The 21,952-nt window shown below is 38.3% G+C and carries 26 protein-coding genes, 5 pseudogenes and 1 riboswitch; of the genes and pseudogenes, 21 read left to right on the forward strand and 10 right to left on the reverse strand.

The window, feature by feature from the left end; translation table 11 throughout:
* Window positions 1-64: 64 nt before the first annotated feature.
* A complete protein-coding gene (gene abc-f / locus C0638_RS19155; RefSeq protein WP_058711869.1) occupies window positions 65-1,552 on the reverse strand; it encodes a ribosomal protection-like ABC-F family protein in 1,488 nt (495 codons plus the stop codon).
* Between the two features lie 464 nt (window positions 1,553-2,016).
* On the opposite strand from abc-f, the gene C0638_RS25785 reads away from it, so the two are divergent.
* The 3 genes from C0638_RS25785 to C0638_RS19170 all read left to right on the forward strand — a co-directional run bounded on the left by C0638_RS25785 (window position 2,017) and on the right by C0638_RS19170 (window position 3,228).
* The gene (locus C0638_RS25785) at window positions 2,017-2,262 is read left to right on the forward strand and encodes a hypothetical protein (protein WP_058711868.1); all 246 of its coding nucleotides are present in this window, start codon (window positions 2,017-2,019) and stop codon (window positions 2,260-2,262) included.
* 5 nt (window positions 2,263-2,267) lie between these two features.
* Window positions 2,268-2,567, forward strand: a complete 300-nt coding sequence (locus tag C0638_RS25790) for a hypothetical protein (protein ID WP_058711867.1) — start codon at window positions 2,268-2,270, stop codon at window positions 2,565-2,567.
* A gap of 64 nt (window positions 2,568-2,631) precedes the next feature.
* Window positions 2,632-3,228, forward strand: a complete 597-nt coding sequence (locus C0638_RS19170; protein ID WP_058711866.1) for a stalk domain-containing protein — start codon at window positions 2,632-2,634, stop codon at window positions 3,226-3,228.
* Window positions 3,229-3,308: 80 nt separating this feature from the next.
* On the opposite strand, the gene C0638_RS19175 is transcribed toward C0638_RS19170, so the two are convergent.
* Both C0638_RS19175 and C0638_RS19180 read right to left on the reverse strand, forming a co-directional pair.
* Complete coding sequence (locus C0638_RS19175) at window positions 3,309-3,698, reverse strand: hypothetical protein (RefSeq protein WP_058711865.1); 390 nt, start codon at window positions 3,696-3,698, stop codon at window positions 3,309-3,311.
* 79 nt (window positions 3,699-3,777) lie between these two features.
* Window positions 3,778-4,383, reverse strand: coding sequence for a CPBP family intramembrane glutamic endopeptidase (locus C0638_RS19180; protein WP_058711864.1), 606 nt, complete (start codon window positions 4,381-4,383; stop codon window positions 3,778-3,780).
* Window positions 4,384-4,614: 231 nt separating this feature from the next.
* On the opposite strand from C0638_RS19180, the gene C0638_RS25795 reads away from it, so the two are divergent.
* The 4 genes and pseudogenes from C0638_RS25795 (at window position 4,615) to C0638_RS19200 (ending at window position 6,482) form a co-directional block, all read left to right on the forward strand.
* Window positions 4,615-5,355, forward strand: coding sequence for a phage antirepressor KilAC domain-containing protein (locus C0638_RS25795; RefSeq protein ID WP_233902226.1), 741 nt, complete (start codon window positions 4,615-4,617; stop codon window positions 5,353-5,355).
* Window positions 5,356-5,394: 39 nt separating this feature from the next.
* A complete protein-coding gene (locus C0638_RS19190; RefSeq protein WP_013371526.1) occupies window positions 5,395-5,616 on the forward strand; it encodes a hypothetical protein in 222 nt (73 codons plus the stop codon).
* Window positions 5,591-6,101 (forward strand): annotated as a pseudogene (locus tag C0638_RS19195) (phage holin family protein). The gene C0638_RS19190 and the pseudogene C0638_RS19195 overlap by 26 nt, the downstream one beginning before the upstream one ends.
* A 60-nt stretch (window positions 6,102-6,161) precedes the next feature.
* Window positions 6,162-6,482: a GH25 family lysozyme gene (locus C0638_RS19200; RefSeq protein ID WP_233902335.1), complete on the forward strand. Its 321-nt coding sequence runs from the start codon at window positions 6,162-6,164 to the stop codon at window positions 6,480-6,482.
* On the opposite strand, the gene C0638_RS26200 is transcribed toward C0638_RS19200, so the two are convergent.
* Window positions 6,411-6,668, reverse strand: coding sequence for a TIR domain-containing protein (locus tag C0638_RS26200; RefSeq protein WP_244491582.1), 258 nt, complete (start codon window positions 6,666-6,668; stop codon window positions 6,411-6,413). The genes C0638_RS19200 and C0638_RS26200 overlap by 72 nt on opposite strands.
* A gap of 70 nt (window positions 6,669-6,738) precedes the next feature.
* Here C0638_RS26200 and C0638_RS19210 point away from each other — a divergent pair.
* The 3 genes and pseudogenes from C0638_RS19210 to C0638_RS19220 all read left to right on the forward strand — a co-directional run.
* Window positions 6,739-8,035 (forward strand): annotated as a pseudogene (locus tag C0638_RS19210) (tyrosine-type recombinase/integrase); the annotation flags it as partial.
* A gap of 23 nt (window positions 8,036-8,058) precedes the next feature.
* Complete coding sequence (locus C0638_RS19215) at window positions 8,059-8,412, forward strand: DUF6262 family protein (protein ID WP_058711863.1); 354 nt, start codon at window positions 8,059-8,061, stop codon at window positions 8,410-8,412.
* Between the two features lie 320 nt (window positions 8,413-8,732).
* Window positions 8,733-9,940: pseudogene (locus C0638_RS19220) on the forward strand (MFS transporter).
* 207 nt (window positions 9,941-10,147) lie between these two features.
* On the opposite strand, the gene C0638_RS19225 reads toward C0638_RS19220, so the two are convergent.
* The gene (locus C0638_RS19225; RefSeq protein ID WP_058712255.1) at window positions 10,148-10,690 is read right to left on the reverse strand and encodes a DUF4231 domain-containing protein; all 543 of its coding nucleotides are present in this window, start codon (window positions 10,688-10,690) and stop codon (window positions 10,148-10,150) included.
* Window positions 10,691-11,301: 611 nt separating this feature from the next.
* Here C0638_RS19225 and C0638_RS25800 point away from each other — a divergent pair.
* The gene (locus C0638_RS25800; protein ID WP_233902336.1) at window positions 11,302-11,376 is read left to right on the forward strand and encodes a YjcZ family sporulation protein; all 75 of its coding nucleotides are present in this window, start codon (window positions 11,302-11,304) and stop codon (window positions 11,374-11,376) included.
* Window positions 11,377-11,381: 5 nt separating this feature from the next.
* On the forward strand, window positions 11,382-11,534 hold the full coding sequence (locus C0638_RS25215) for a hypothetical protein (RefSeq protein ID WP_158657703.1): 153 nt from the start codon (window positions 11,382-11,384) through the stop codon (window positions 11,532-11,534).
* 98 nt (window positions 11,535-11,632) lie between these two features.
* On the opposite strand, the gene C0638_RS19235 is transcribed toward C0638_RS25215, so the two are convergent.
* The gene (locus C0638_RS19235) at window positions 11,633-12,085 is read right to left on the reverse strand and encodes a hypothetical protein (protein ID WP_058712254.1); all 453 of its coding nucleotides are present in this window, start codon (window positions 12,083-12,085) and stop codon (window positions 11,633-11,635) included.
* A 245-nt stretch (window positions 12,086-12,330) separates the two neighbouring features.
* On the opposite strand from C0638_RS19235, the gene C0638_RS19240 reads away from it, so the two are divergent.
* The 3 genes from C0638_RS19240 (at window position 12,331) to C0638_RS19250 (ending at window position 14,625) form a co-directional block, all read left to right on the forward strand.
* Entirely contained in the window at window positions 12,331-13,746 is a 1,416-nt protein-coding gene (locus C0638_RS19240) for a helix-turn-helix domain-containing protein (RefSeq protein WP_058712253.1), read from the forward strand.
* A gap of 179 nt (window positions 13,747-13,925) precedes the next feature.
* Complete coding sequence (locus C0638_RS19245; protein ID WP_058712252.1) at window positions 13,926-14,114, forward strand: hypothetical protein; 189 nt, start codon at window positions 13,926-13,928, stop codon at window positions 14,112-14,114.
* An 88-nt stretch (window positions 14,115-14,202) separates the two neighbouring features.
* Window positions 14,203-14,625: a hypothetical protein gene (locus tag C0638_RS19250; protein ID WP_043885989.1), complete on the forward strand. Its 423-nt coding sequence runs from the start codon at window positions 14,203-14,205 to the stop codon at window positions 14,623-14,625.
* A 185-nt stretch (window positions 14,626-14,810) separates the two neighbouring features.
* Here the strand turns inward: C0638_RS19250 and C0638_RS25805 are convergent, their stop codons facing one another.
* Window positions 14,811-15,671 carry a hypothetical protein gene (locus C0638_RS25805; RefSeq protein WP_233902228.1) on the reverse strand — a complete coding sequence of 287 codons (861 nt, stop codon included), beginning with the start codon at window positions 15,669-15,671 and terminating at the stop codon, window positions 14,811-14,813.
* A 320-nt stretch (window positions 15,672-15,991) separates the two neighbouring features.
* On the opposite strand from C0638_RS25805, the pseudogene C0638_RS19260 reads away from it, so the two are divergent.
* Window positions 15,992-16,259 (forward strand): annotated as a pseudogene (locus C0638_RS19260) (NucA/NucB deoxyribonuclease domain-containing protein); the annotation flags it as partial.
* A gap of 164 nt (window positions 16,260-16,423) precedes the next feature.
* Window positions 16,424-17,233, forward strand: a complete 810-nt coding sequence (locus C0638_RS19265) for a discoidin domain-containing protein (protein ID WP_058712250.1) — start codon at window positions 16,424-16,426, stop codon at window positions 17,231-17,233.
* A 57-nt stretch (window positions 17,234-17,290) separates the two neighbouring features.
* Here the strand turns inward: C0638_RS19265 and C0638_RS19270 are convergent, their stop codons facing one another.
* Window positions 17,291-17,611 carry a hypothetical protein gene (locus C0638_RS19270; protein ID WP_058712249.1) on the reverse strand — a complete coding sequence of 107 codons (321 nt, stop codon included), beginning with the start codon at window positions 17,609-17,611 and terminating at the stop codon, window positions 17,291-17,293.
* Between the two features lie 777 nt (window positions 17,612-18,388).
* On the opposite strand from C0638_RS19270, the pseudogene C0638_RS26070 reads away from it, so the two are divergent.
* From C0638_RS26070 to C0638_RS25430, 3 genes and pseudogenes are all read left to right on the forward strand, one after another.
* Window positions 18,389-18,641 (forward strand): annotated as a pseudogene (locus C0638_RS26070) (YolD-like family protein).
* 146 nt (window positions 18,642-18,787) lie between these two features.
* Window positions 18,788-19,456 carry a hypothetical protein gene (locus C0638_RS25810; protein ID WP_233902229.1) on the forward strand — a complete coding sequence of 223 codons (669 nt, stop codon included), beginning with the start codon at window positions 18,788-18,790 and terminating at the stop codon, window positions 19,454-19,456.
* Window positions 19,457-19,932: 476 nt separating this feature from the next.
* Entirely contained in the window at window positions 19,933-20,322 is a 390-nt protein-coding gene (locus tag C0638_RS25430; RefSeq protein ID WP_199771159.1) for a hypothetical protein, read from the forward strand.
* Between the two features lie 349 nt (window positions 20,323-20,671).
* Here C0638_RS25430 and C0638_RS19295 read toward each other — a convergent pair whose 3' ends face one another.
* Together C0638_RS19295 and C0638_RS19300 are read right to left on the reverse strand one after the other, a co-directional pair.
* Window positions 20,672-20,986, reverse strand: a complete 315-nt coding sequence (locus C0638_RS19295) for a DMT family transporter (RefSeq protein WP_040103566.1) — start codon at window positions 20,984-20,986, stop codon at window positions 20,672-20,674.
* Complete coding sequence (locus C0638_RS19300) at window positions 20,983-21,321, reverse strand: DMT family transporter (protein ID WP_058712463.1); 339 nt, start codon at window positions 21,319-21,321, stop codon at window positions 20,983-20,985. Before C0638_RS19300 ends, C0638_RS19295 begins: the two co-directional genes overlap by 4 nt.
* An 83-nt stretch (window positions 21,322-21,404) precedes the next feature.
* Window positions 21,405-21,505: riboswitch (guanidine-I (ykkC/yxkD leader) on the reverse strand.
* A gap of 223 nt (window positions 21,506-21,728) precedes the next feature.
* On the opposite strand from C0638_RS19300, the gene C0638_RS25815 reads away from it, so the two are divergent.
* The gene (locus tag C0638_RS25815; RefSeq protein ID WP_225683653.1) at window positions 21,729-21,821 is read left to right on the forward strand and encodes a YjcZ family sporulation protein; all 93 of its coding nucleotides are present in this window, start codon (window positions 21,729-21,731) and stop codon (window positions 21,819-21,821) included.
* The last annotated feature ends 131 nt before the right edge of the window (window positions 21,822-21,952 follow it).

Here is a 21,952-nt window from a genome sequence, read left to right on the forward strand (position 1 = left end):
AAGTTGTTGAACAAAGCTTTCTATCGTTGAAATCATGTCTTAATCCAATTCAATTTGTAAAATTCTAATCCCCACCGAGTTCAATCGTTTTCGTGGCGACCCGGTCATGAAATTCCCGATCATGCTCTACGAATACAATGGTGGGCGTGTATTCAAGCAGCAGCTCCTCAATTTGCATCCGGGAAATCACGTCAACAAAGTTGAGCGGTTCGTCCCAAATATGCAGATGAGCCTCCTCACATAGGCTTCTCGCGATCAGAACTTTCTTCTTCTGCCCGCCGCTAAACGCCGATATATCCTTCTCAAACTGGATGCGGGCGAAATCTAGCTTACGCAACACGGCTTTAAATAAGCTTTCGTCAATTCTGTGCTCTGCTGCATAATCGGAAAGCGTACCTCGCAAATCAGAAGTATTCTGGGATACATAGGAAACGCGAAGCTGCGGATCCCGTTGAAACGTACCTGTATAGTATAGCTCCTCAGCGTTGAGCAGGTGAAGCAAGCTAGACTTACCTGAACCATTTGGACCTGAAATTGCAATCCGATCTCCTGGTTCAATCGTCAGACTAACGTTCTTGCATACTGCTCTTTCCCCGTAGTAAATCGTAACATGATCCAGTATCGCCAATTCCGATTTGGGATACACGAGCTGAGAGATCGCAAGGCTTTCTGACTGTTCGATATTTCGGAGCAGTTTCGATTTTTCCTCTAAAGCAGTGTGTTGCCGCTGTTCGATGGATTTTGAGCGTTTCATCATTTTGGCTGCCTTATGTCCGACGTACCCCTTGTCAAGTTTGGAACCGGAATTTCGTGTGCCGTTTTTCGATTTTTCGGTCTCGAAAGACCAGCTACTAGTACGTTTAGCGGAAGCTGATAAACGCTGTATGTCTTTGTACAGCTTTTCGTTTTGTGCCATTTCGAATGTATCCTGGCGAGTTTTGTTCGTCCACCAGCTGGAGAAGTTGCCTTTTTGGATTTCAATATTCGTTTTGTTGATCGACAGAATATGATCCACGCAGCGGTCGAGAAAAGCACGGTCGTGTGAAACAAGAATAAAACCACGCTTCGTATTCAGATAATCGGCGACAAGCTTGCGTGCGTGCAAATCGAGATGATTGGTCGGCTCGTCGATGAGCAGAAATCGATTGTCTTGGATGAATAGCACAGCCAGCAATACCTTCGTCTGTTCTCCTTGGGACAGCGATTCGAATGGTCGGTACAACACGTCTTCTGAAACCTTAAGCAGGTTCAGTTCACGCATCAGCTTCCAGTTCTCATAGCTTGGCACGATCTCTTCGACGACATCTAAAGTCAAATACTCCGGATGTTCGACGGGAAACGGAAAATAATCAAAGGCGACTGGTGTGGAGATCGTACCGCTGTATTCGTACTTCCCCTGCAGCAGGTTTAAGAACGTCGTTTTACCCCGACCGTTTCGTCCTGTAAAGCCCAACTTCCAGTCTGTATCAATTTGAAAATGAACATTTTCGAATATAGGGTCATAGCTGCCTGGATAGGCAAAAGTAAGATTGGTTACCTGAATGGCGGGCATGGCAATCATCCTTTCGTTTGGAAATAAAAAAGAGCCGCAAGAAAGGTGCTTTCTTGCGGCTCTAATCCATACGAGGAAATAAGACCCCATTACAAGGGGGCCATATGACTGTCCGGAGAGGGAGCGCAAACGAAACGCAGACCTTTCTTGCAGAGACGAAATAAAACGACCCTAGCCAATCGCTGAGTCCGTTCTTTTCGTGATCTCGAAGCAAGAAAGTTCTACATGTATCCGTTCAACTCCCATCATCAAATTACATCCAGTTTATCACAATAGTAATTTAACTACAACCTGCGTTAGTTTCATTTAGGATGAAGCCTCGCGTAGGTCGACATGCTCCTTAGATTGATTACTGTTATTCAACTATCTTCTGCTATCATTGCTTCGCAACCAGCACGCCGGAAAGAAATACTTAAGGTTTGGATATAGGATAGGAAATGCATTAGCAGCGATACGGGCCCAAGATGATTATTAGAGCCAGTAAGTTAATTGGTAATGAGATAGAGGGCGGTATTATTACAGGTGCCTTATTCTGTACAGCAAAAGAGGGTAGGCGCATAGAAATAAATTCTAATGGTCTTACTGCTTATAATTCACGTGGCGGAGAAGCTGTTTCATTAGGTCAGTATAATGATGGTGGCGGCTTATTGTTTATGAATGATGGTTCGCCAAGAGGAAGCGTCTACGGAGATAGAGACGGTTTCATTTAGGCAACATGGGACCTGTTATCATCCGATCAGTTGATGATGCTACTTATTTAAAAGGACCTGTGGATTTTTCTGAAGCGTTTGTGAGCGGACTTGCTTTAGAGGTAGGGAGCATTAATGGTCTCGAAAATAAACTTAGAGATTTACGTAACGATATTGACAAAATACATGGAGATTTGTTTAATGGTTTGATCGTTAATGCAACATTCGACCCTGGTTCCAGGAATCTAAAATTGTTCAGCCAAGGCAAAACCGTGGCTACAGTTAATATTCCTGCTGGTGGAAGCTCTAGCAGTTCGACAAAATAATGTTTACTGCACCTCCTACCAATCGAAATATTAGGACATATATACTATGTAGGAGGAACGTTTCATGAAAAAATGGTCTTATTTGCTGGTTTTACTTAGCGGGATGCTAATCGGTACGGTTATTACCACAGCTGGTAGCGCTTTTGCGGATCAAATTAAGTCAATGATTGGGCAGACAGTAGCAGGGGAATATACAGTCAAGGTCAATGGCAACTCATTATCAGAAAACGCAATTGTTGTTGACGGAAAGGCGCATGTTCCGCTTCGCGCTGTCACCGACTCTTTGGGGGCGAATTTAAAAGTGGACGGAAAAACGATTCAAATTGAATCATCGGATAACTTTTCTTCAAAACAAACTGCTGATGTGATACAGTCTGTTTCGAATAAATACCAAGGATGGCCTGTTTCTAAACTGGAAGTTAGAAAGTCGGAGCTTGAGAAATTTGTAATTGATACAGAAAAAGATAAAGAAAACTTGCAAAAAACTCTTGAAAAATACAGCAAATTTAGAGAAGAATACGCAGGAAATAAAAAGGCGATGAACACTCTGGACTCCAAGACAGAAGGCACGGAAGAAGTATTACAAGAAGCTGAAACTAATATAGCTAAATATAAGACTGAACTAGAAGAAATAAATAAAGCTATAGCGGCATTGAAATAAAATCAGTATTACCAAGGTATTAAATAAAATACAACAGACATATATAGAAAGAGCTCTCCGTACTGGAGAGCTCTTTACTCTTATTTATACACATACTTAGATCCCAAGCCCCAATAATCATAATTATAATCCCTTGGATGTTGTATAAGGTGTTTTGAGCGTTCAATCCAGACATTAAGCTCCTCAGTCTTAGCGAAGGTGCTCACCTTTTCTAATAGTACGGATAATTCTTTTATACCTTCCTCTTCTCCAGATTCAACAACATCACCAGTGAAAACATAAAGACTACTTAGAAAAAAAGGAATGTGTTTGCATTTTTCGTCATCGATAAAGTTGCATATCATGGGTATGTTTTCAAAGCTATTCACAGCTAGTTCCCAATCCTGGTCGGGTATTTTCATATCGCTGTATGCCCATACTCTAATTTCCTTTTGGTTTGGGTTCCAAGCATGTTGGGCATCTCTCCACATTCTTATCCACCCTTTTCAATTGAGTTCTCATTCTCCGAAAGTGCAATAATGATTGCCACCTTAAAAGGAATAGGTAAATTCACTGCCTTAAATAAATAAGAATATTGTAGACACTATGTGCAATCGTTGGAGCCCATATCGAAGAAGTCTTTTTATATATAAATCCAAGAATGTATCCTACGAGAAATATGGTCACATAGTTAAGAAGTGAATATCCTGAAATAATACCTATTGGAAAGTGTATTCCCATAAAAAGTATTGCTTGTACAAAGTTATATCCCTTTACCCGATGGTCTCTTAGTTTATTCATAACGAATCCCCGGAACACCACTTCCTCAGAAAACGCCGCTAACGGTGTAATGATCCATCTGATTCCTATGTCAAAATTAAAACCTTTAAAGATGGCTAGCTCAATAACTACCAATACGAATCCAATAATTCCGCCTGTAAATACTCCCTTGATAACATTGTGTTTTAATTTCAAGTAGCTGACGATTTGTTGCAACCTTACTCGATCGATATATACGAAATAAATAACCACCAACCCAATCCAAAAAATCAGCTTTATCAAAACGGATATCAAATAAAGCCTTAAATCAGATATTTTGGGATGGAATGTTAGCTCCTTAATTGTCCAGCCTATGTAAAAAAACAATATAAAGAGAATAAGTTTACTTTTAGTCATTTTGTTGTTTCCTTTAATAAATTTCAGCTGATAGTTTAATATTACCATAAATTGTTCTGTAACTCTAATATCTGTAGTGATTTTAGATTGGCGTTTATTGGGGATAAATAGAACAATGTTTCCCTTTAAAATCCGCAGCGTTATAGTAACAAAACCAATTTAAGATATAAGTATGAAAGCCTCTGATAACTCAGGGGCTTATTTTGCGTTCAAAGAAAGGTGAGAACAGGTATGGATATACATGCAATTCACGGAGTACGAGGTTTTATTGATGGAAACGGAACGGCACAATTGAGTTTAGAGGATGCTTCCCGTGGTCTTGGGCTTGTTCGTTCAGTAGCCAGTGGCAATAAAGTTGTAAGGTGGGAGCGAGTGAGAGGGTACCTGCAAGATTTTGGCGTACCCACAAGTGGGCACAGTGATGAAGTTGGGAAAGTTAGCCTGCCTGAATTTATTACTGAAAACATCTTTTATCGCTTAGCAATGAAAGCAAAAAATGAAGTAGCAGAAGCCTTTCAGATTAAGGTAGCTGATGAAATACTGCCGTCGATCAGGAAGCATGGAATATATGCTACGGATAATGTGATTGATAATATCCTCAATAATCCTGACTTTGGAATTGAACTACTGACTAAGCTCAAGGAAGAACGTGCTGCCAGAGTACAGGCGGAAAGAACAAATGCAATCCTAATGTATGTTAACAAAACCTATACTGCCACAGAGATTGCCAAAGAACTCGGATTTAAGTCAGCAATTGCTCTTAACCATGATTTAGGCAATCGAAAGATTCAATTCAGGCAGAATGACACATGGTTGTTGTATAGCAGATATGCGGATTGCGGCTATGTTGAAATCAAACAAGAAGTTCTTGATAACGGTAAAGTGATCTATCACCGTAGATTTACTCAGTTGGGTCGTGAATGGCTTTTGAAAATTTATAATAAGGAGCAATTAAAGGCATCTGTAAACTAAAGGTGTCTTTTTTTGTGTAAGAGGGAGGTGATGAAACCCATGGCAAAGATAAAATCCACATTGGACATACAACTGGATCTAACCAGACCTGTTGAGGATTTAACTGAGATCATTTCTGCTGTAATTGCTTCACAGCCACATAAACGTAAAGAAATACTTGAGGGGTTGGATATAGCAGTAGGAAATGCATTAGCAGAGATACAGGCCCAGGAAGAAAAGGAACAGAAAGTAGACGATGATAGCTCAGGAAAAGTTTCCTGAACGGAGAGACGGGGGAAGCAAGGTGGACAAGTGGGAGGTTTTTAAGTTCAGTACTGCTTTAGGAAGCAGCGCTGTGACGTATTTTTACGGTGGGTGGTCGGGAGTATTGGGGGTGTTACTTGCTCTGGTCATTATTGATTATGTGACTGGATTATTTGCCGCTGGCGTAGAAGGTAAGAAGGGAACCGGGCCCGGTTTAAAAAGCAAGATTGGTCTTATCGGTATCGCTCGAAAGGTATTTATTTTTGCAATGGTATCAGTATCCCATCTGATTGATGGAGTCTTAGGCGATTCGCACCTATTCCGGGATGCGGTCGCCTATTTTTATATGGCAAATGAGCTGCTTTCGATTCTGGAAAACGGGGGCAGGCTTGGAGCGCCAATACCACCAGTGATCCGACAAGCGGTTGAGGTTTCTAAAAAGTAAAAGCGGAAGTCAGGAAGGGGATAGGGAAGATGCAAGCAAGGAAAAAGGTAATGCCTAAGGAATAGACGTATCCCGTTATCAAGGAAAGATTGATTGGAAGGCGGTCAAGGCAAGCGGCATTTCCTTTGCCTTTCTTAAGGCCAGTCAGGGTAAGTCATACCGCGACAAAACATTCATCGGTAATGCACAGGCTGCACGAGCTGTCGGAGTCCTGGTCGGGGCCTATCACTATTTAGACGATTCTGCGAAAACGCCAGAGGATGCCCGAAAGGAAGCTGCAAACTTTGTGAGCGCCATTAATTCAGCCGAAGGCATCGCGGCTTTCGATCTGCCGCCGGTTATGGATTATGAGTCCAACAAGTCCGGATTAAGCAAAGCGGAGCTTACAGCCGTAGCTAGGACATTTAGGTTTCACGCCAACGATGTACTTTTTTTGTAAAACAGAGGTGTTAGTTTCGTGAATAATCCAGTCACTATGGGCGGCGTACATACCAGCAAGGATGATGATCTTTGATGCTGGTTTAATCTGATTGTCTAATATTTCTTGAAGTTTTTTCTTCCCGACTGTAGTATTAGGGTCGATTGCTGGGTCATGTTCGGGAACAGAATAGTTTTTCCAAGTCAATTGCCCATCAGCTTGGGCCTCGTTGATCCACTGAACTACTTTATTATTAAATAGACTAAACTAATGCCAATATTATATTGATTTCTCAAAGATACCTACTACCATTCGTGAGCAAGTCAAAAAGTATTTTAAGCAACGATTACTTAGTAAAAATAAATTCGCATGGGGTACGGTATTAAATTATATAACGTTTTTACCATCTTTTTTTACATTTGTATTTACACTAGAACCAAAATGGAAAGATTTAAAAGCTTTAAAGCGAAAGCACATAGAAAAATACATCGAATTTCTACATGAATATTCAAATTCAACTGAAACAAAAGAATGCACATCCTGAAGCATATATATCAATAGCATTAGGCACTATACAAAAATTTCTTGAAGTTATTCAACGATATGAGTATGAAATAGCTCCTGAAAAACATGTAAGATTGTTGATTTTTCCTGAAGATAAGCCTAAACCACGAGAGAAATCTGTTGACCAAATATATTACATTCCGGATTTTGTCTTAAAGCAGCTTTTTTCTCCCTAGATGAATTACATAAAGATATTGTTCCGATAGTTTGGGCGGCATTTAAAACAGGGCTTAGAATATCCGATGCATTAGAACTAACCTTTGACTGCTTAGTTCAACTAAACGGGTAATACTCTATAGTAACAGATATAAGAAAAACCTATGTGAAAGAACATCGTATTCCAATTGATGAAGAGTTAGCAGGAATCCTTGCCGTTCTAATCGATAAATCAAAAAAAATAGTAACAAGATAATAATTCAAAGGATTATATTTTTGTGCGATATCGTGGAAAACGAAAAGGACAACCATATGGGCAAAATTAGGTTAATAGCGCACTAAATATATTAGCAAAAAAAGTGAATATCACTGACGAAAACGGCAATCTTTTTCATTTCGCGATGCTTCAGTTTCGACATACTTATGGAGTGAAAATGATAAATAGTGGTGCAGATATTCTAACTGTTCAAGAGCTTTTAGCTCATGCTTCTCCAGAAATGACAATGCGATACGCTAAACTATTAGATGAAACCAAAAGAGAAGCCTTTGAATCCGCTGTGAAGCAAGGAGTATTCAGTTTCGATTTAAATGGTGAAATTCAAGAAATTAAGGAAGGAGAAGATATACCAACAGATATTTTGGATGCTTTATGGCAAGACCATAAACTAAATGCGATGGATAACCCCTATGGAACGTGCCACGCTCGTTTGAATGGTAATTGCACCCATATGGAAGCTCCCCCATGCCTCACTTGTGGTGACAATCAAACCCCATGTAAAGACTTAGCTGTTGGTTTTTCGGAGTTAGATAAGCAAAAATATGAGCTTCATATTAAAACAACCACGAAGGCAATGCTGAATATAACCGTTCTGCCCACTTGAAAGCCATTCATACTAATCGTAAGGCTACTACTTCTCAAAAGGTAGATGAAGCCATTAAAAGGCTCATAAGAGCCAATGAGAAAATAAACTTTAACAGTGTAGCAAGTGAAGCTGATGTTTCAAAAGCAACCTTATATAACAATAAGGACTTCCGTTCGAGAATTGAAACATTACGAAATCAGCAATCACAAGTACCTACACCAAAACAAGTGAAGCGAGAAATGAACGAAAACAATAAAGATGCCCTCATTGTATCTCTAAAAAGAAAAAATCAAAAGTTAGAAGAAGAAAACAAGCAATTAAGGGAACAACTGAAAGTTGCTTACGCAGAAGTTTATAAGAAGTTATGAGGGAGAACTTTATTCTCCCTCATAACTTCTTATTCAACTAACGGGGCAGTTTAGCGGAAGTAGGATTTTTATATTTTATGGAGAATTTACTGAATATAAATAAAAGAATCGTAAGGAAAAAATGGTGTATGAATATAATTACTATGGGAGTGAAAAAATATGCTATAATTCATTTAAATATTAATCAATGATACAAAATTTGTGATAAATCTATATCCCCAGATTTATCCCATATATGATAGGAGTCAAATTTTAATGAATAGTCCAATCTAATATACCCCTATTAAGCCAAATTCGAATGAAATAATAGGGGATATATAATGAAATTGAATAAAAATTTTTCTTTATTACTTTTGGGTCAATCACTCGCTAATATAGGCGATGTATTATATATAGTCGGTGTTATAAGTACAATTTTTGTATTAACAGGTTCTGCAATTGCAGCATCGTTTGTTCCATTTACGATTGCTTCTTCTATGTTTATATCCAGTCTGCTGACTCCTCTTTTGGTTGAGAAATTAAATCTTAAATGGTTACTTGCTGGGTCACAAATTGTAAAGACGATTTTACTCTTTATTCTAGGGTTTATGTTAATTGGTTTAACAGCAGCTAATTATTATTTTATCTTTTTAATAATAGGATTGATTGCTTTTTTTGACGGATGTGCAAATCCAATAAGACAGACATTAACTCCATACTATGTTAAACCTGAACATCTAATTCAAGCTAATGGAATTGCAGAAACAATTACGCAGACCATACAAGCAGGTATGTGGTTCGTAGGAAGTTCATTGCTAATTATTATGAGTTCTCAACAACTTATTTGGTTAGTTGGATGTTTATTTGTAATTGCAAGCATATTACTTTGCCTTTTAGAAAGTGTAAACTATAAAACAACCGAGCAAAAAGGGAAACTAGAAAAAATTAAAGAAGGTTGGAAAACTTTATCTAACACTCCAGTATTAAGAAGGATTGCTTGGATAGAATTTTTGGAAACAATTGCAGCAACGGTTTGGATAGCTGCTATTTTATATGTGTTTGTCAACGAGGCTTTGAACGTTGATGAAAAATGGTGGGGATTTATCAATGGAGCTAACTTTCTAGGTCTGATTTTAGGAAGTGCTTTTTGTATTAAATTTTCTTCTTTTGTTGAAAAGAAAATAGGAACCTTTATTTTTGTCGGTTCATTTGCAAGTTTCTTATTCACAATATTATTTAGCATAAACAGCATTCCAATGATTTCCTTACTTTTATCGCTCTGTGTAGGGCTTTTTGGACAAATTAAAAAATTCCTCAACAAACGGTTATACAAACTAGTGTGTCAAAAGAACAGTTATCAACTGTTTATACCTCATTAGGTGCTATCGGAACTGGGATTTTTGGCGTTGGCTCTCTTGTTATGGGAGTATTAGCAGATTTGTTAGGAATTAGAATTGTATTCGTTATTTCGGGGCTATTACTTGCGATAGTAAGTACAATTGCTCATAAAAACAAGCAATTGTTTGTTAGAAATGTTATGGAACAATAAAATTAAAGTTGAAGGATTTTATTAGCTTTAATGTCTTTGTTTTTTTAATGACTGTGTAATAGTTTGTGAAGTAGGGCCATCATTTTTGATGGTCTTTTTTATTGAACTTATTGTACTAACGGGTGCTTTAGTAAAAGAAGAAAGGGTTCTACATATTAGTCATATCTAATTATGTAGAACCCTTTAAATTTTCTATCTTTTTTAAAATTAGGTCTTGATAATCCTCATAATGTTCAGTATATTTCCAAGCGTGGCTGATGAAAATATTGTATAATGCCATATAAATGAAGCTCCTTTTCCATATGATAATATAATGCAGAGGTGAGATTGTATGAATAAATTCAGAGCAGGCGCTTGCTGCTGATGGCTCTCTTTTTTTTGTTCATTTGCATGCAAATTAGCCCAATTGACATTTTCTTTTGAAATAACACTTTCCACACGCTCTACTAGCAAATTAAATGCCCCGTCTGCGATCTTGTAAATTCCTGTTCTCGTAAGATACATATACTTTTCTTGCCTCAGAGTTTCGCAAATTCCCCTGTATTCAATCCAATTTTCATGGTATTTGTGTAGACTAAGTATGCTTTCGAATAATGCTATACATGCTCCTAGAGCGCCGATAACAATGGCGATCCATCTTAATCCGGAGGAAAAGCTTGTTAAAACAGGAATCAGAGCAGCGGCAACTATCTCCGCTCTTTTCCACCGTTTGTAGTATTTTTGACACTCTATACTCTTTTTATCATACAATTAATCTGATCATCAAGTCTCTCGGCAAGATATTCTCTTTCAGATATATCCATTGATCATCTCCCCCACATAGTAGAAATGTCTTAGGTAATTCGCACTTGATAATTCTACATCATTTGACCTTCTTTGACGATAGTTGGAATAATTATTTACAAAATAATCCAAACGTACTATAATCGTAACAGCACATACGGAAGCACCGTTGTGCAATCCGAAAGCATCGGTGATACCCTGCTAGCATACGCTGGTGGGGTTTTTTTGTTTACCTAGAAGTCCATTCCCTAAACAATGTCTCACATAACCTGTGGAGTAAACAAGGGAGGCGTTATGTGTGAGTGGAGCTGAAAGAGGTGGCGGGAATACTGACAGGAAAGTTTGGATGTCGATAACTGTTATCCTGGCACTGTTTATTTTGTTGGTAGTTATCTTAACATTAACCCTTTTATAAAAGTTTTTAGGCTCTGCCGGTTTATCTGGTGTGAGCCTTTGTTTTGTTTACCTGCATACCCTGTCACTATACGAATTGATACATATATTAAGGTGTACAACAAGTAAAGGAGGTTAAAGCTATGAGTGGATGTGACAACACAACTCCAGCTCCAGTTGGTGGTATGTGGACTTCTACAGGAGCAATATTAGTGCTCTTTATCTTGTTGGTTATCATCACTAAATCACTTTGGATTTAATTTTTGTGAAGAAAAGGCTGTTGGACCACACACACTTTTTTTACTTCACTCAGTACAACTCCAAAAAACGTGCACTGACCCTGCTAGCTGTGCTGGCGGGGTATCTTTTTGTATTAGAGGGAGGCATTCAGTTGGGGGAAATTAAGTCCAAAGGATAATCGTGTAGCTGGGCTTTTGCTAGACACTAAGTATGGCAACATTGTATTCATAAAGTGTCTCGGATATAACTCCAAGATACTCCCCTGCTTGAGGTTGGTTAGTTAATGTCTGAAGGGTACTGACCAGTAGTACCCCAAGCTTCGCCTTCAACTTTGTTACCGCCAGCTCGGAATTGAATTACGTATTCCCCTGATGGCATCCCGTTAGGGTATGAATTAAGACTAGTCCACGTTAATGTATCACCTTTGCCAACAGTTTTATTAAGGCATTCTCTCCCGTTACCCTGCAAGCTCCACGAAATTGTGTTGCTTCCTGTATTCTTCACTTTAATCTTTACATGTCCATAACCTTTTTTGACAGTAAACTCCATCGTCGGACTTGTCCCGCCAAGAACCTCATGTACTTCTTGACCAGTTGACTGGATAACTATACCTCCATGCCCCTTTGGTAATTCAACCCCCATAAATGGTGTGGCGGAAGCAGCCAGTGTAGCTACTGCCGTAAGAGCCAATAGACCTGTAAGAATGATTAATGTGTTTTTAAACTTCATCAAAATCCGTCCTCCCGAATGGTATAATTTGTACTACTGACCAATCATAGCACATAAAAAGGAATAAAATGTACATTTATATTAACAAAATGGTAAAAAAATATTAAATATTCGAAAATGCATATTTCATTTGAATATTGCATGACAAATATTTCAAAACTTATTGACAACTGTTAAATTATGAACAACAATAGAATGCAATAATATATAAAGTTTGGAATTTCTGTATGAAGGGTGGATATGATATGAAGCATACACCTACGATCCGAGCAGAATTAGATAGATACATACAACAAAAAGGGTTGAGCTTAGCGCAATTCGGACAACTTGCAGGCATGAATAGGGGAATAATAAGTGCTATTGTGACAGGGAATAAGTCAATGTCTGTTAACCAGCTTGACCGAATCACTGAGGCTATGTGTTTGCCAGAGGGAGAGTTTTACGATCTGTTTATAGAAAACTTCATCATCGACCATCCCCCGAATATGAGGCGAATCGAGCCGTTTTTGTTTCGCTGTGCGGAGTTGGACAGGTTGGATGCGATCCGTCGAGTAGTGGGAGCCATCATGGACAATCTACTGTATTCACCCAAGCTATTTGAAATTGCAGAAGGATTGTTGGCGCAGGGAAAAAATGCGGCTGCATTGGTGCTCTATGAGGGGGTGGCTGAAACAGAGAGATATCAACATTCTGAACGTTTGGCAGTCTGCCAATACCGTATATTCACCATTCAAATCGGAGACGATCAAAGCCGAAATGTTAGGGTAGCAGCCGTTTTTGAGGCTTTTGTCGAACGCCTAGATGAAATAGATCAGCTTGATGCATTGAAGGATTTAGCTAACGTGTACAGGTCTTTGCGTAAATGGGACAAGGTAGACGAAATGGCAAGGCAAATGAGGGCTAAAGCTGAAATCCAATATTCGTTTGTCCATAACGAGAAACACAAAGTTGGAACGCCAGAAAAGAAAACAAGAGGACCGTTATTTGGATACATTGCTTATGCTGACCTGTTGTGTGCCAGTGTTTGTGAAGCCCGGGGCGATTATCAGCAAGCTTTACAATATACATACACCTATGCGGATTTAGACTGGGTTAAAGAGGACGACGAGGATACTAAGTACTGGATGAACTTGTTCAGTCAGTGGGCAGAAGGTAATACTTACGTATATAAGCTTTTATCTGGAGATATAAATGTGCTGCATGATTATGTTGAATATATTGTAGCGACATCAGAGACTAACGAAAATGAAAAGATATCAAAACTGCTTAATGTTTTAATTGCCGCAAACCAATATAGCATAGATGTAGACGATATACTTAAACGATTTGAAACTCTTATTGGGACTTTTTCGCAACAACCATCATCAGATGATATGTATACCCGACAAGTGATACCGGATTATATCGCGTGGTTTGGTTACGAGTTAGGTTTTTATTATTTACATCGAGGGAAGTACATTGATGGCTTTAAATATTTGATGAATGCAATGGTAAAGTCACATATAATAAATAATGAAACTTACTTTATAAACTGTATGGGGTTATTTGTTCGTTTTCAAGCCCATGCGGTTCCTGAAACTAAAGCTGAGTATTTCAATCTTATTGAAAGGGTGTGGGAAAACAATGTTCAAAAAAATGGTGCTTCTAATCATTGCGGCTAGCTTTTTGTTGATTGTTACTGTGCCGGATCAAGCCTTTAACCACCACCATAGTATTCAGCCTAACGTTACCATTGGAGGATTTTAAAAGCTAAAGCTCTGCCAACCTTATGGTTGGTAGGGCTTTCTTTAGTTCAGGAATTACCACACATACGGCAGAATAACTATCTGAGGTGATCAGCATGAACCATACATATAAAATGTTAAAGTCGGATATAGAACTATTTACAAGCTGCATTAAGACAGTAAGAGTATATGTAGTACAGTCGTTGGGTGGGGATTTGATAGATATTGTGGATTACGGTGGAGTAGTGGAGAAAATTACACCAGAGCCGATCAAAATTAACGGATCTTACTTCTTTCATATGTAGTTTGAATTTAGAGTAGAAGTAAAAGAACCTACCAGATTGTAGACGGTGTCCCTTAAAGGTAGACCATATCAAAAAATAGGAGGGGAAAATGATGAAGAAAAGAATATTTCTGTTCTTGATTTTATCTTTATCTATAGCAACTACGATAGGTGCAGCTTCAGCTTCACCCAGTAAAACTAGTGGAAACAACATAATTTCTCAAAGATCGGGCGGAAGCGCAACTGTAAAAGAAGCCTTTAGTGTCCCTAAAGGATGGGGTCATGTTAAACTTTGTATGAAGAATCACTCTGATCATCCAGTAAGAGTAAGTTTAACTCACAGCGGTTCAAACAAACTATATATTGAAGCATTAGTAATAGCTCCTCATGACACAGTGACTTGGAAATCTACTGACCAAGGTTTTAGCGACGGTTTGCGTTCTGGAGACTACATACTTCAGTGGAGAGGCAGCGATTATAAAGTTGACGGAGAAACATGGGGAGTAGCTGATTCACAGCCTGGAAACCTCTAAATTCCCTAGGAATACAACTTGTCCTTCTGGCCATTTGATGAGAAAGGTTAACTGTTCGAGCCAGCAAGTGAATTAATTCCCTTAATTGGTCGGGAGAGCTTTTTTCGTTGATCAATTTGAATTTAGAGTAGATGTGAAAAAGGACTCCGCTGGTATGTAACCAGTATGGAGTCCTTTATTGTTTATTATTTAGTTGAATACTCTCTTACTTCAAACGTGAGTATTTTGTTGAATATTACGTAGTCATTACGACTGCTGAATGGTCCTTTGTTGTTATTATGTTTATCGATCGCAAAGAATGAAGGGCCTCTACCTGCATCTTTAGCATCATACCAAGCGACGAAGGCATTCAATTCTTTTTTACTTAGATCGAATTCTTTATCAAATCCATTATCCATTGTTACAGTCAGAATAGCGCGGTCACCAGTTGGTTGCGACAATCCATCTGTATCCGATGATCCAGGCGTTGTAGACGGATCAGGCTTTGTTGATGGGTCAGGCGTTGTAGACGGATCAGGTGTCGGTTTAGGATCTGGCGTTGGAGAAGGTTCGGGTGCTGTTACTATGTCTTTACTGTTAAAAAAGTCGATTTCCCTGATGTTAATTGTTTCTTTTGATAACCCCATAAAAGAGACGAATCTAACATTTTGTTGTAACGGAATTTTATTGAGTTGCCCAGTAAAAGCACTATCGTTACTTTCATTTATACCATAAGAACCTAGATAACCAGTATCACGTCCATAGAAAACTATTCTGGATACTTTGGCATCGCTTTTAAGTTTAAAAGAATCGATATTTTTGATTTCTCCTAAATCAATTACAATCATTTTACCAGCAGGCATTGAGTAACTTGTTTCTTCATTATTATCTGTAACAAGAGATGTGTTTTCAGGGCTTGTTGCTCCGTATATATACATTGCTGCTGCTGTAATAGCTGCATTTTTTCCATTAGCATATCCTCCAGTGTAGGCACTCACAGATGACCATGGAATAAAAATGGTAATAAGTAAGGCGAAGCACGAAATTAGATTAAGCTTTCTTTTCATGAATAAATCCCCTTTTTGTTTTATTTGCTTAGTAAGCATACAAATAATAAAGAGGAATGTCTAAACATTTATGTCTATATATTCAAAATAAAGTTTGATAGTAGATTTTAATTCATACTCTCTCAAGTTCACCATAACTGAAAGGTCTTTTTTTTGTTTTGCGACAAGCTATGCGATACTCCGACATGACTCTTCAATTAGTATAGAGAAAGTTTAAATACTATGGAGGTGTCGTATGATAAAGGGATTGCAAGAGGATTAATCGTATTTTTACTAGCTGCTATTTTTTCGTTCAAGGCGTTTATGCTGAACCGACAGCAATCAACCAACAAGCAGCAGCCGGACATTCTGCTGTATGTACGATTGACAGAGATAGAGCCGAAGAAAACAGAAAGGAGTCACTTAAGGGCTATCCGACCAAAAAAGGATATGACCGTGATGAATGGCCAATGGCAATGTGTGCAGAAGGTGGCGCAGGTGCTGATATAAGAATACATAACCCCTAGTGATAACCGGGGAGCAGGTAGTTGGGTAAGTCATCAGTTAGATAAGTATGCTGATGGCACAAAGGTAAGGTATGTGAAATAAAAACAAGGACTCCCCAGGTAAATGGTATGAGTCTTTTTTATACCCAATAAAAAATAAATATGCAAAAATATAGAATATATTTATAGATAAGCAAGTTTATGTTTAGACACATTTCCTCAATTAAATTATTCTTAGTTCTATTAAAAATATTGGAGGATTATTTAATGAAGAAAGCATGTATAACAGTTTTATTTTTAGTTCTTTTATCTCTTCCCTTGTCGAATGTTTTTGCAGCTGAAGCAGAGTATTCAGAAAATCTAGTTCCACATATGACAACTAACATTTTTCCATCTGGAGTAGCGAGTGCTAGTAATGAATATTCATACGCATATGAGGCGTTTAACAAAGAATTTGCTACTATTGCTAGTGCGTGGACATCAAGTACAACTTCTGCTTGGCTAAGATATGACTTTCCTAAAGCCGAAGTTATTGAGCAATATGTGATATATCCACAGACAACGGCAACTGACCGTGCCCCTAAAGATTGGACTTTCGAAGGCTCAAATGATGGGGTTACTTGGAATGTGCTAGACACTCAGTCAAATATCACTGGATGGGTAGATAGCACTCCCAAAAAATTCACTTTCTCTAACCCTAATTCATACAAAGATTATAGAATTAATATTACAGGCAATAATGGAAGTCAGTATCTAGCTCTTAGCGAATTAGAGATGATGTCTAAAGTATCGAGTTCCACTCCTAATCCAGGAACAGAGGACCCGGACCAAACTTCAAACGGGGATCATGCTATTCTAGTAGTCACCATGACAACTGGCTTAGAGAAAGAATTCGATCTGAGCATGAAAGAGGTAAATGACTTTATCGCTTGGTATGAAGGTAAGCAGGCTGGTTCTGGATCGGCTTCATATGCCATTAATAAGCACGATAACAATAAAGGCCCGTTCAGTAGCCGTAAGGACTACATGCTGTATGATCGTATCCTAACATTTGAAGTAAGTGAATATTCTAAATAAATTTAAAAGCTCTGCTAACCTTAATTGGTCGGTAGAGCTTTTAACTGTTCACGCCTCTTATAGTGTATCAAGGTATTCTTTCTGGAAATTGATAAAATCTTGCACACTATCGTGATAGGTAAATCTACCGCCATTTTTATCAATAATCCAGTTGATCTTCTCGTCATTTAACAAGACTCCATACATGCAGTGATGAAGCAGTTCAATTTGCTTTTCATCCCTAATTCGGATCAAGTGTTTTTCTTGTTCGTCAATGAGATACCATTTCGTTTCTGCTTCATCCGCATCCGCATCCACATACAGTATTGATACCGACAAGGGGAAGGGCCAGTCAAACCAATGTTCTCGCTTGTCTTCTCCATAACCTTCAAATGCCATGGTTATTTCCTCCTACTTGGATAATTTCCTGATTAGTTTAAATGTATAAACGTGCTATGATTGTACGCTTTATTGATAACTGTTTTTTGGGAACTCGCAGCTATTCTTAGCCTTTCGCATCTTGGCACCAATGCGGTGAATGACTTGCCGTTTGAGGTTGGCACGAACTGCGATGCGTCTGTTTAGACTGGGGTAATAGGGGGACGAACTTTATTGTAAATCCCTCATTTGCTCAATTTGTAAAGGCAATGCTAGTTCAAGAGAGAATTTTCGGTAGCCCCTTTTGGCAATGGACGACGTAGGCTTTTAGGAATACACACGTTAAAATTACTGCTGTTCTTGATTTATCCTACTGGCTCAGGAATATCGCCCCCATAATCTTTCCATGGCTTCACGTGCGCCATCGTAAACTTCTGCAAAAGTTTAGTGTAACTTTGGCAACGTCTATTCCGTAATTGTTGCATAATAGTTGTGTCCGCTTTCGTCGTTCATTGTTTTGATCTATACAGTATACAGAAACGCCGGGTAACAAAGATGTTGAATGCTTTGTTACCTGATATCGAACGCTACCACCAATCCTCTACATTATTCTGCTGAGCGAAGACGGATACGCTCTATATTGTAATCATAGAGGGCTAGGATGGTGCCAAAAGATCATTACATTTCTCGTTTGGAAATAGCCATTATACGGTATTAAACCTCCAATGATCTGAAGTTTATTTTTCTGTACTAAGAATATAATTTGTCCATAACACATCAGGAGGCTGCATACATGTCATGTCAATAAGACTCGAAGGTAATGGATTAAGGGAAAGCAGCCGCATCATACCGGAATATAAGGAAGCGTATCTAAAACTCATGAACGACAGTTAACGGCGCGGCAAGCCAGAATTGGATGATCAGAAAGTGCAGCTAATCAAGCAAGCGCTAATAAATTCCTACAACTCACGTACGGCTGCCACACGGTGAAGGTGATTTTAGCTGGGTTAAGTTGGAGAATATTATTTCTGCAGTACATAAAAGGCCCTAGGTAACCGGGGCTTTTTTTACGTCCTCTACCACGTTGAAAATATGTTTACTATTTAATATTTTTCGTTTATATTAATATTTGGAAATTAGTTCTTTCACAATTTTTTCCTACAAAGCTAGATTGAATTAACAGAGGAGATTATTTCATTGAGCATTTCATTAAGAATAGAACGCAAATCCGGTGGTGAACCAATCGAGTTTGTAAAAGGTGAGATCATTGGCTTTACTTATAATAATAATAGTTCCATAAAGCTTTCAGCTAAGTCTCCAAACTTGAATCATTCGCTACATATTCGAAGCAAAATTCCGCTTCATTCGCTTCCTTCAGTTGTAGACAATGCGGATAATTCCAACATGCTGTATACATGGGCAACCACAGAATATAAACCTGATAGTGAAGATTACTATCGCAAATGTAATATCCAAATCAATACAATCCGAGATATTACATTTACACACGCTTATGTAGATAAGTATCAAGAACAGATTGATACTAGCAAAGAGATCCTTGAGTTTGAACTTGTTTTAAAACAAAAAGAAGATCAATTGGGAAAAATTCAGTACAGTCCTCAGGTAGAACCTAAGGAAACAAGAGAACAGGATGAGTCTGATGCCTCGAAAAAAGTATTGGAAGGTGCATACAGTAAGAATATGTTAGTGTATGCAGGAAATAATACTTTTCCGTTTGAAAATCCGATGGTAGAACTAGAAAAGACTTGGGTGCGAGGCGTAGAGAAGGTAAAGAATTCAACAGATACTGTAATACATTATCCTGATCGTAAAGCATTTGCATTAGTAGCTGTTCCTATAGCTTGAAAGAAGTACGGGGACATCACAGCCAATTTACTTCGACATTCCCTTGATTACAAACCAGGGAATTTACACTTTAACGAGTGGTCATATGAGGCGCAGCAAGTTAAAAAATCTAAAGAGCACATCGCAATAGTTAATGATGAAGTTAAAAAAGCTAATGCTAAAAAAGTTAAAAGTTTTTCATATAATGGTTCTAAGGGATTAGAAAGTGATAAAGATTTATATAATGCTTTTCACAAAATGAAGTACAAAATAGATGGAACATATGTAAACGGGCAATGGAAAATTACTACAACGTATTCTGATGTCTATAATTTTGAGTATAATTTTAAACAAATGTTTACTGGGAACAACAAACTTGGTTGGGCTGCAGCAAACCTAACAAATTTAATGGAATCATGGGGAACACTAAATGAGTATACGTCTTATGTTACAGTAACTGATACAAGAAAAGCTTGGAAGTGAGGTGTGAATTGCGGATGAAGCGTAGATATATCTTTATTTTGATCTTGCTCTCTCTACTAGTTATAACTACTACTATAATTTTTTTAGTGAATTTGGGGGATAATACGAAGTATAAATACCCATCAGGCAAAGATACCGTAGAATATTTTGGTGACGGGACTTTTCAAATTTATAGAGGGGGGCCGCACGACCCTTTAATTCTTTATAATCATCTTGCTGATCCGCTGGAAAATACTGTTGATAATATTGTGTCATATAAGATAAAAAAAAATATCGTATATGTGGTTGGGGAAAATGGCTTCATTAAATTGGATTCAAGTACCAACACGTACGAGCAAAAGAAACGGATTTCTGACTTTACTTCCAAAGATAGAGAGATATTCAATAAATTAATGGAAAAGTAGAGGATACCATAAGCAAATATGGTAGCAAGGGAGTTCTAGCTTGTTCACAAGTCCTATATGCACACAAGAAGAACTTTATCAAAAGTATATACAAGCCAAAATGTTGACTCTTAATATTAGAGATTTACCTAATATATTTTGTCGACTTCATAATTTTGATCAATTGCGTTTTAAAGATGACACTGAGGTTGGTTTCTGCAATTTCAGTTCTAAACTCTCGTAGAATTTTATTTCAGCGGCAGCCTTGGAAGAGGAAATATAATCCTAGACTGCCGTAGCTTTATTAAAATTAACATTCATCGTTAGCTTGCTCAGGAAACGAACTTTAGAGCTGCATCAATATATATTTTTAACTAGCTAGTTTCAGCCCCACAGCAGAGCTAAGGACCAACCCTATACACAAAATGCGCATTAAACCGCGGGGCTCACTATAAAGGATCATGCCGAGGATAGCGCCTCCAGAAGCGCCAATTCCAGTCCATACAGCGTAAGCTGTCCCCATCGGGAGTGTTTGCATTGCCAACGATAAAAATATAAAACTTAGGCCAAAACCAGTAATCAAAAGAGTCAGCGATTTCCAACTGCGGGTTTGATTGAACCTGTTTATAAGCAGAACCCCGATCATTTCAAAAATGCCCGCTAAGATCAAATACACCCAATTCATAGTCCACTTACCTCCTCTTTCTTCTTACTAAGCATTTTTAGTCCAATCACTCCAATAAGTAGCAGCCCGATTAAAGCTACTTTCGAAACACTTATGTCTGCGCCAAACAATAGAATTTCAGCTACTACAGTTCCAGCTGTCCCTAGCCCGACAAATACAGCGTATACAGTTCCAACCGCTAATGAACGAGACGCCTTGATCATCAAATAAAAGCTGATGTAAATTGCAATTACTGTACCACTCCATTCCCAAAAACTATCCGCATGCTTTAACCCACTGACCCAAGCAACCTCGAATATAGCCGCCACAATGACTGAAAACCACGTTTTGTTCATAACACGCTCCTCCTTAAACTTCTTATTAAAAATTGGGCAAAAAAGAAAAAGATAAAAGCCCGAAAATAAACCGCAATGCGGTTATCTCCCAGGCTTTTATCCCTCCGTGTCACAGCCACTTGGCTGTGCGTTTTCTCTTGGACCAGACCAATCTTGCGATTGCGGAACCCTAGAAAACGTTTTTATTCAGTTATTGGCTAAAATCATACTAACACGCGATGTAACATGAGTCAATTTACAACTCCACCACTAACCTGCCAGTTACTTTAACGCCGATGCTTAGTCTACAACTGCATTTTCACTGGATTCGCCTGGTTGGGTGTATTCTCCATTTAACTGAATGCCCGGTCACGGAGTCGTAGCTATACATATATTAAGGTGAAAACAATTAAAGGAGGGCTAAAGCTATGAGTGGATGTGCAGGTGTGTGGACTTCTACAGCGGCAATTTTGGTGCTTTATATCCTTTTGGTTATCATCCTTAAATCGTGTTGGGTTTAATTTTGTGAAGAAAATTGTATAGTGCCCCATCAACAAGTTCAATACCCTTATTTCTTTGGTAATCTGCCCGAAATCAGATTAGATAACAAGCTCTGCCGACCGATTAAGGTTAGTAGAGCTTGTTTTATTTG

Source organism: Paenibacillus sp. lzh-N1 (assembly GCF_002872435.1).
GTDB lineage: Bacteria > Bacillota > Bacilli > Paenibacillales > Paenibacillaceae > Paenibacillus > Paenibacillus polymyxa_C.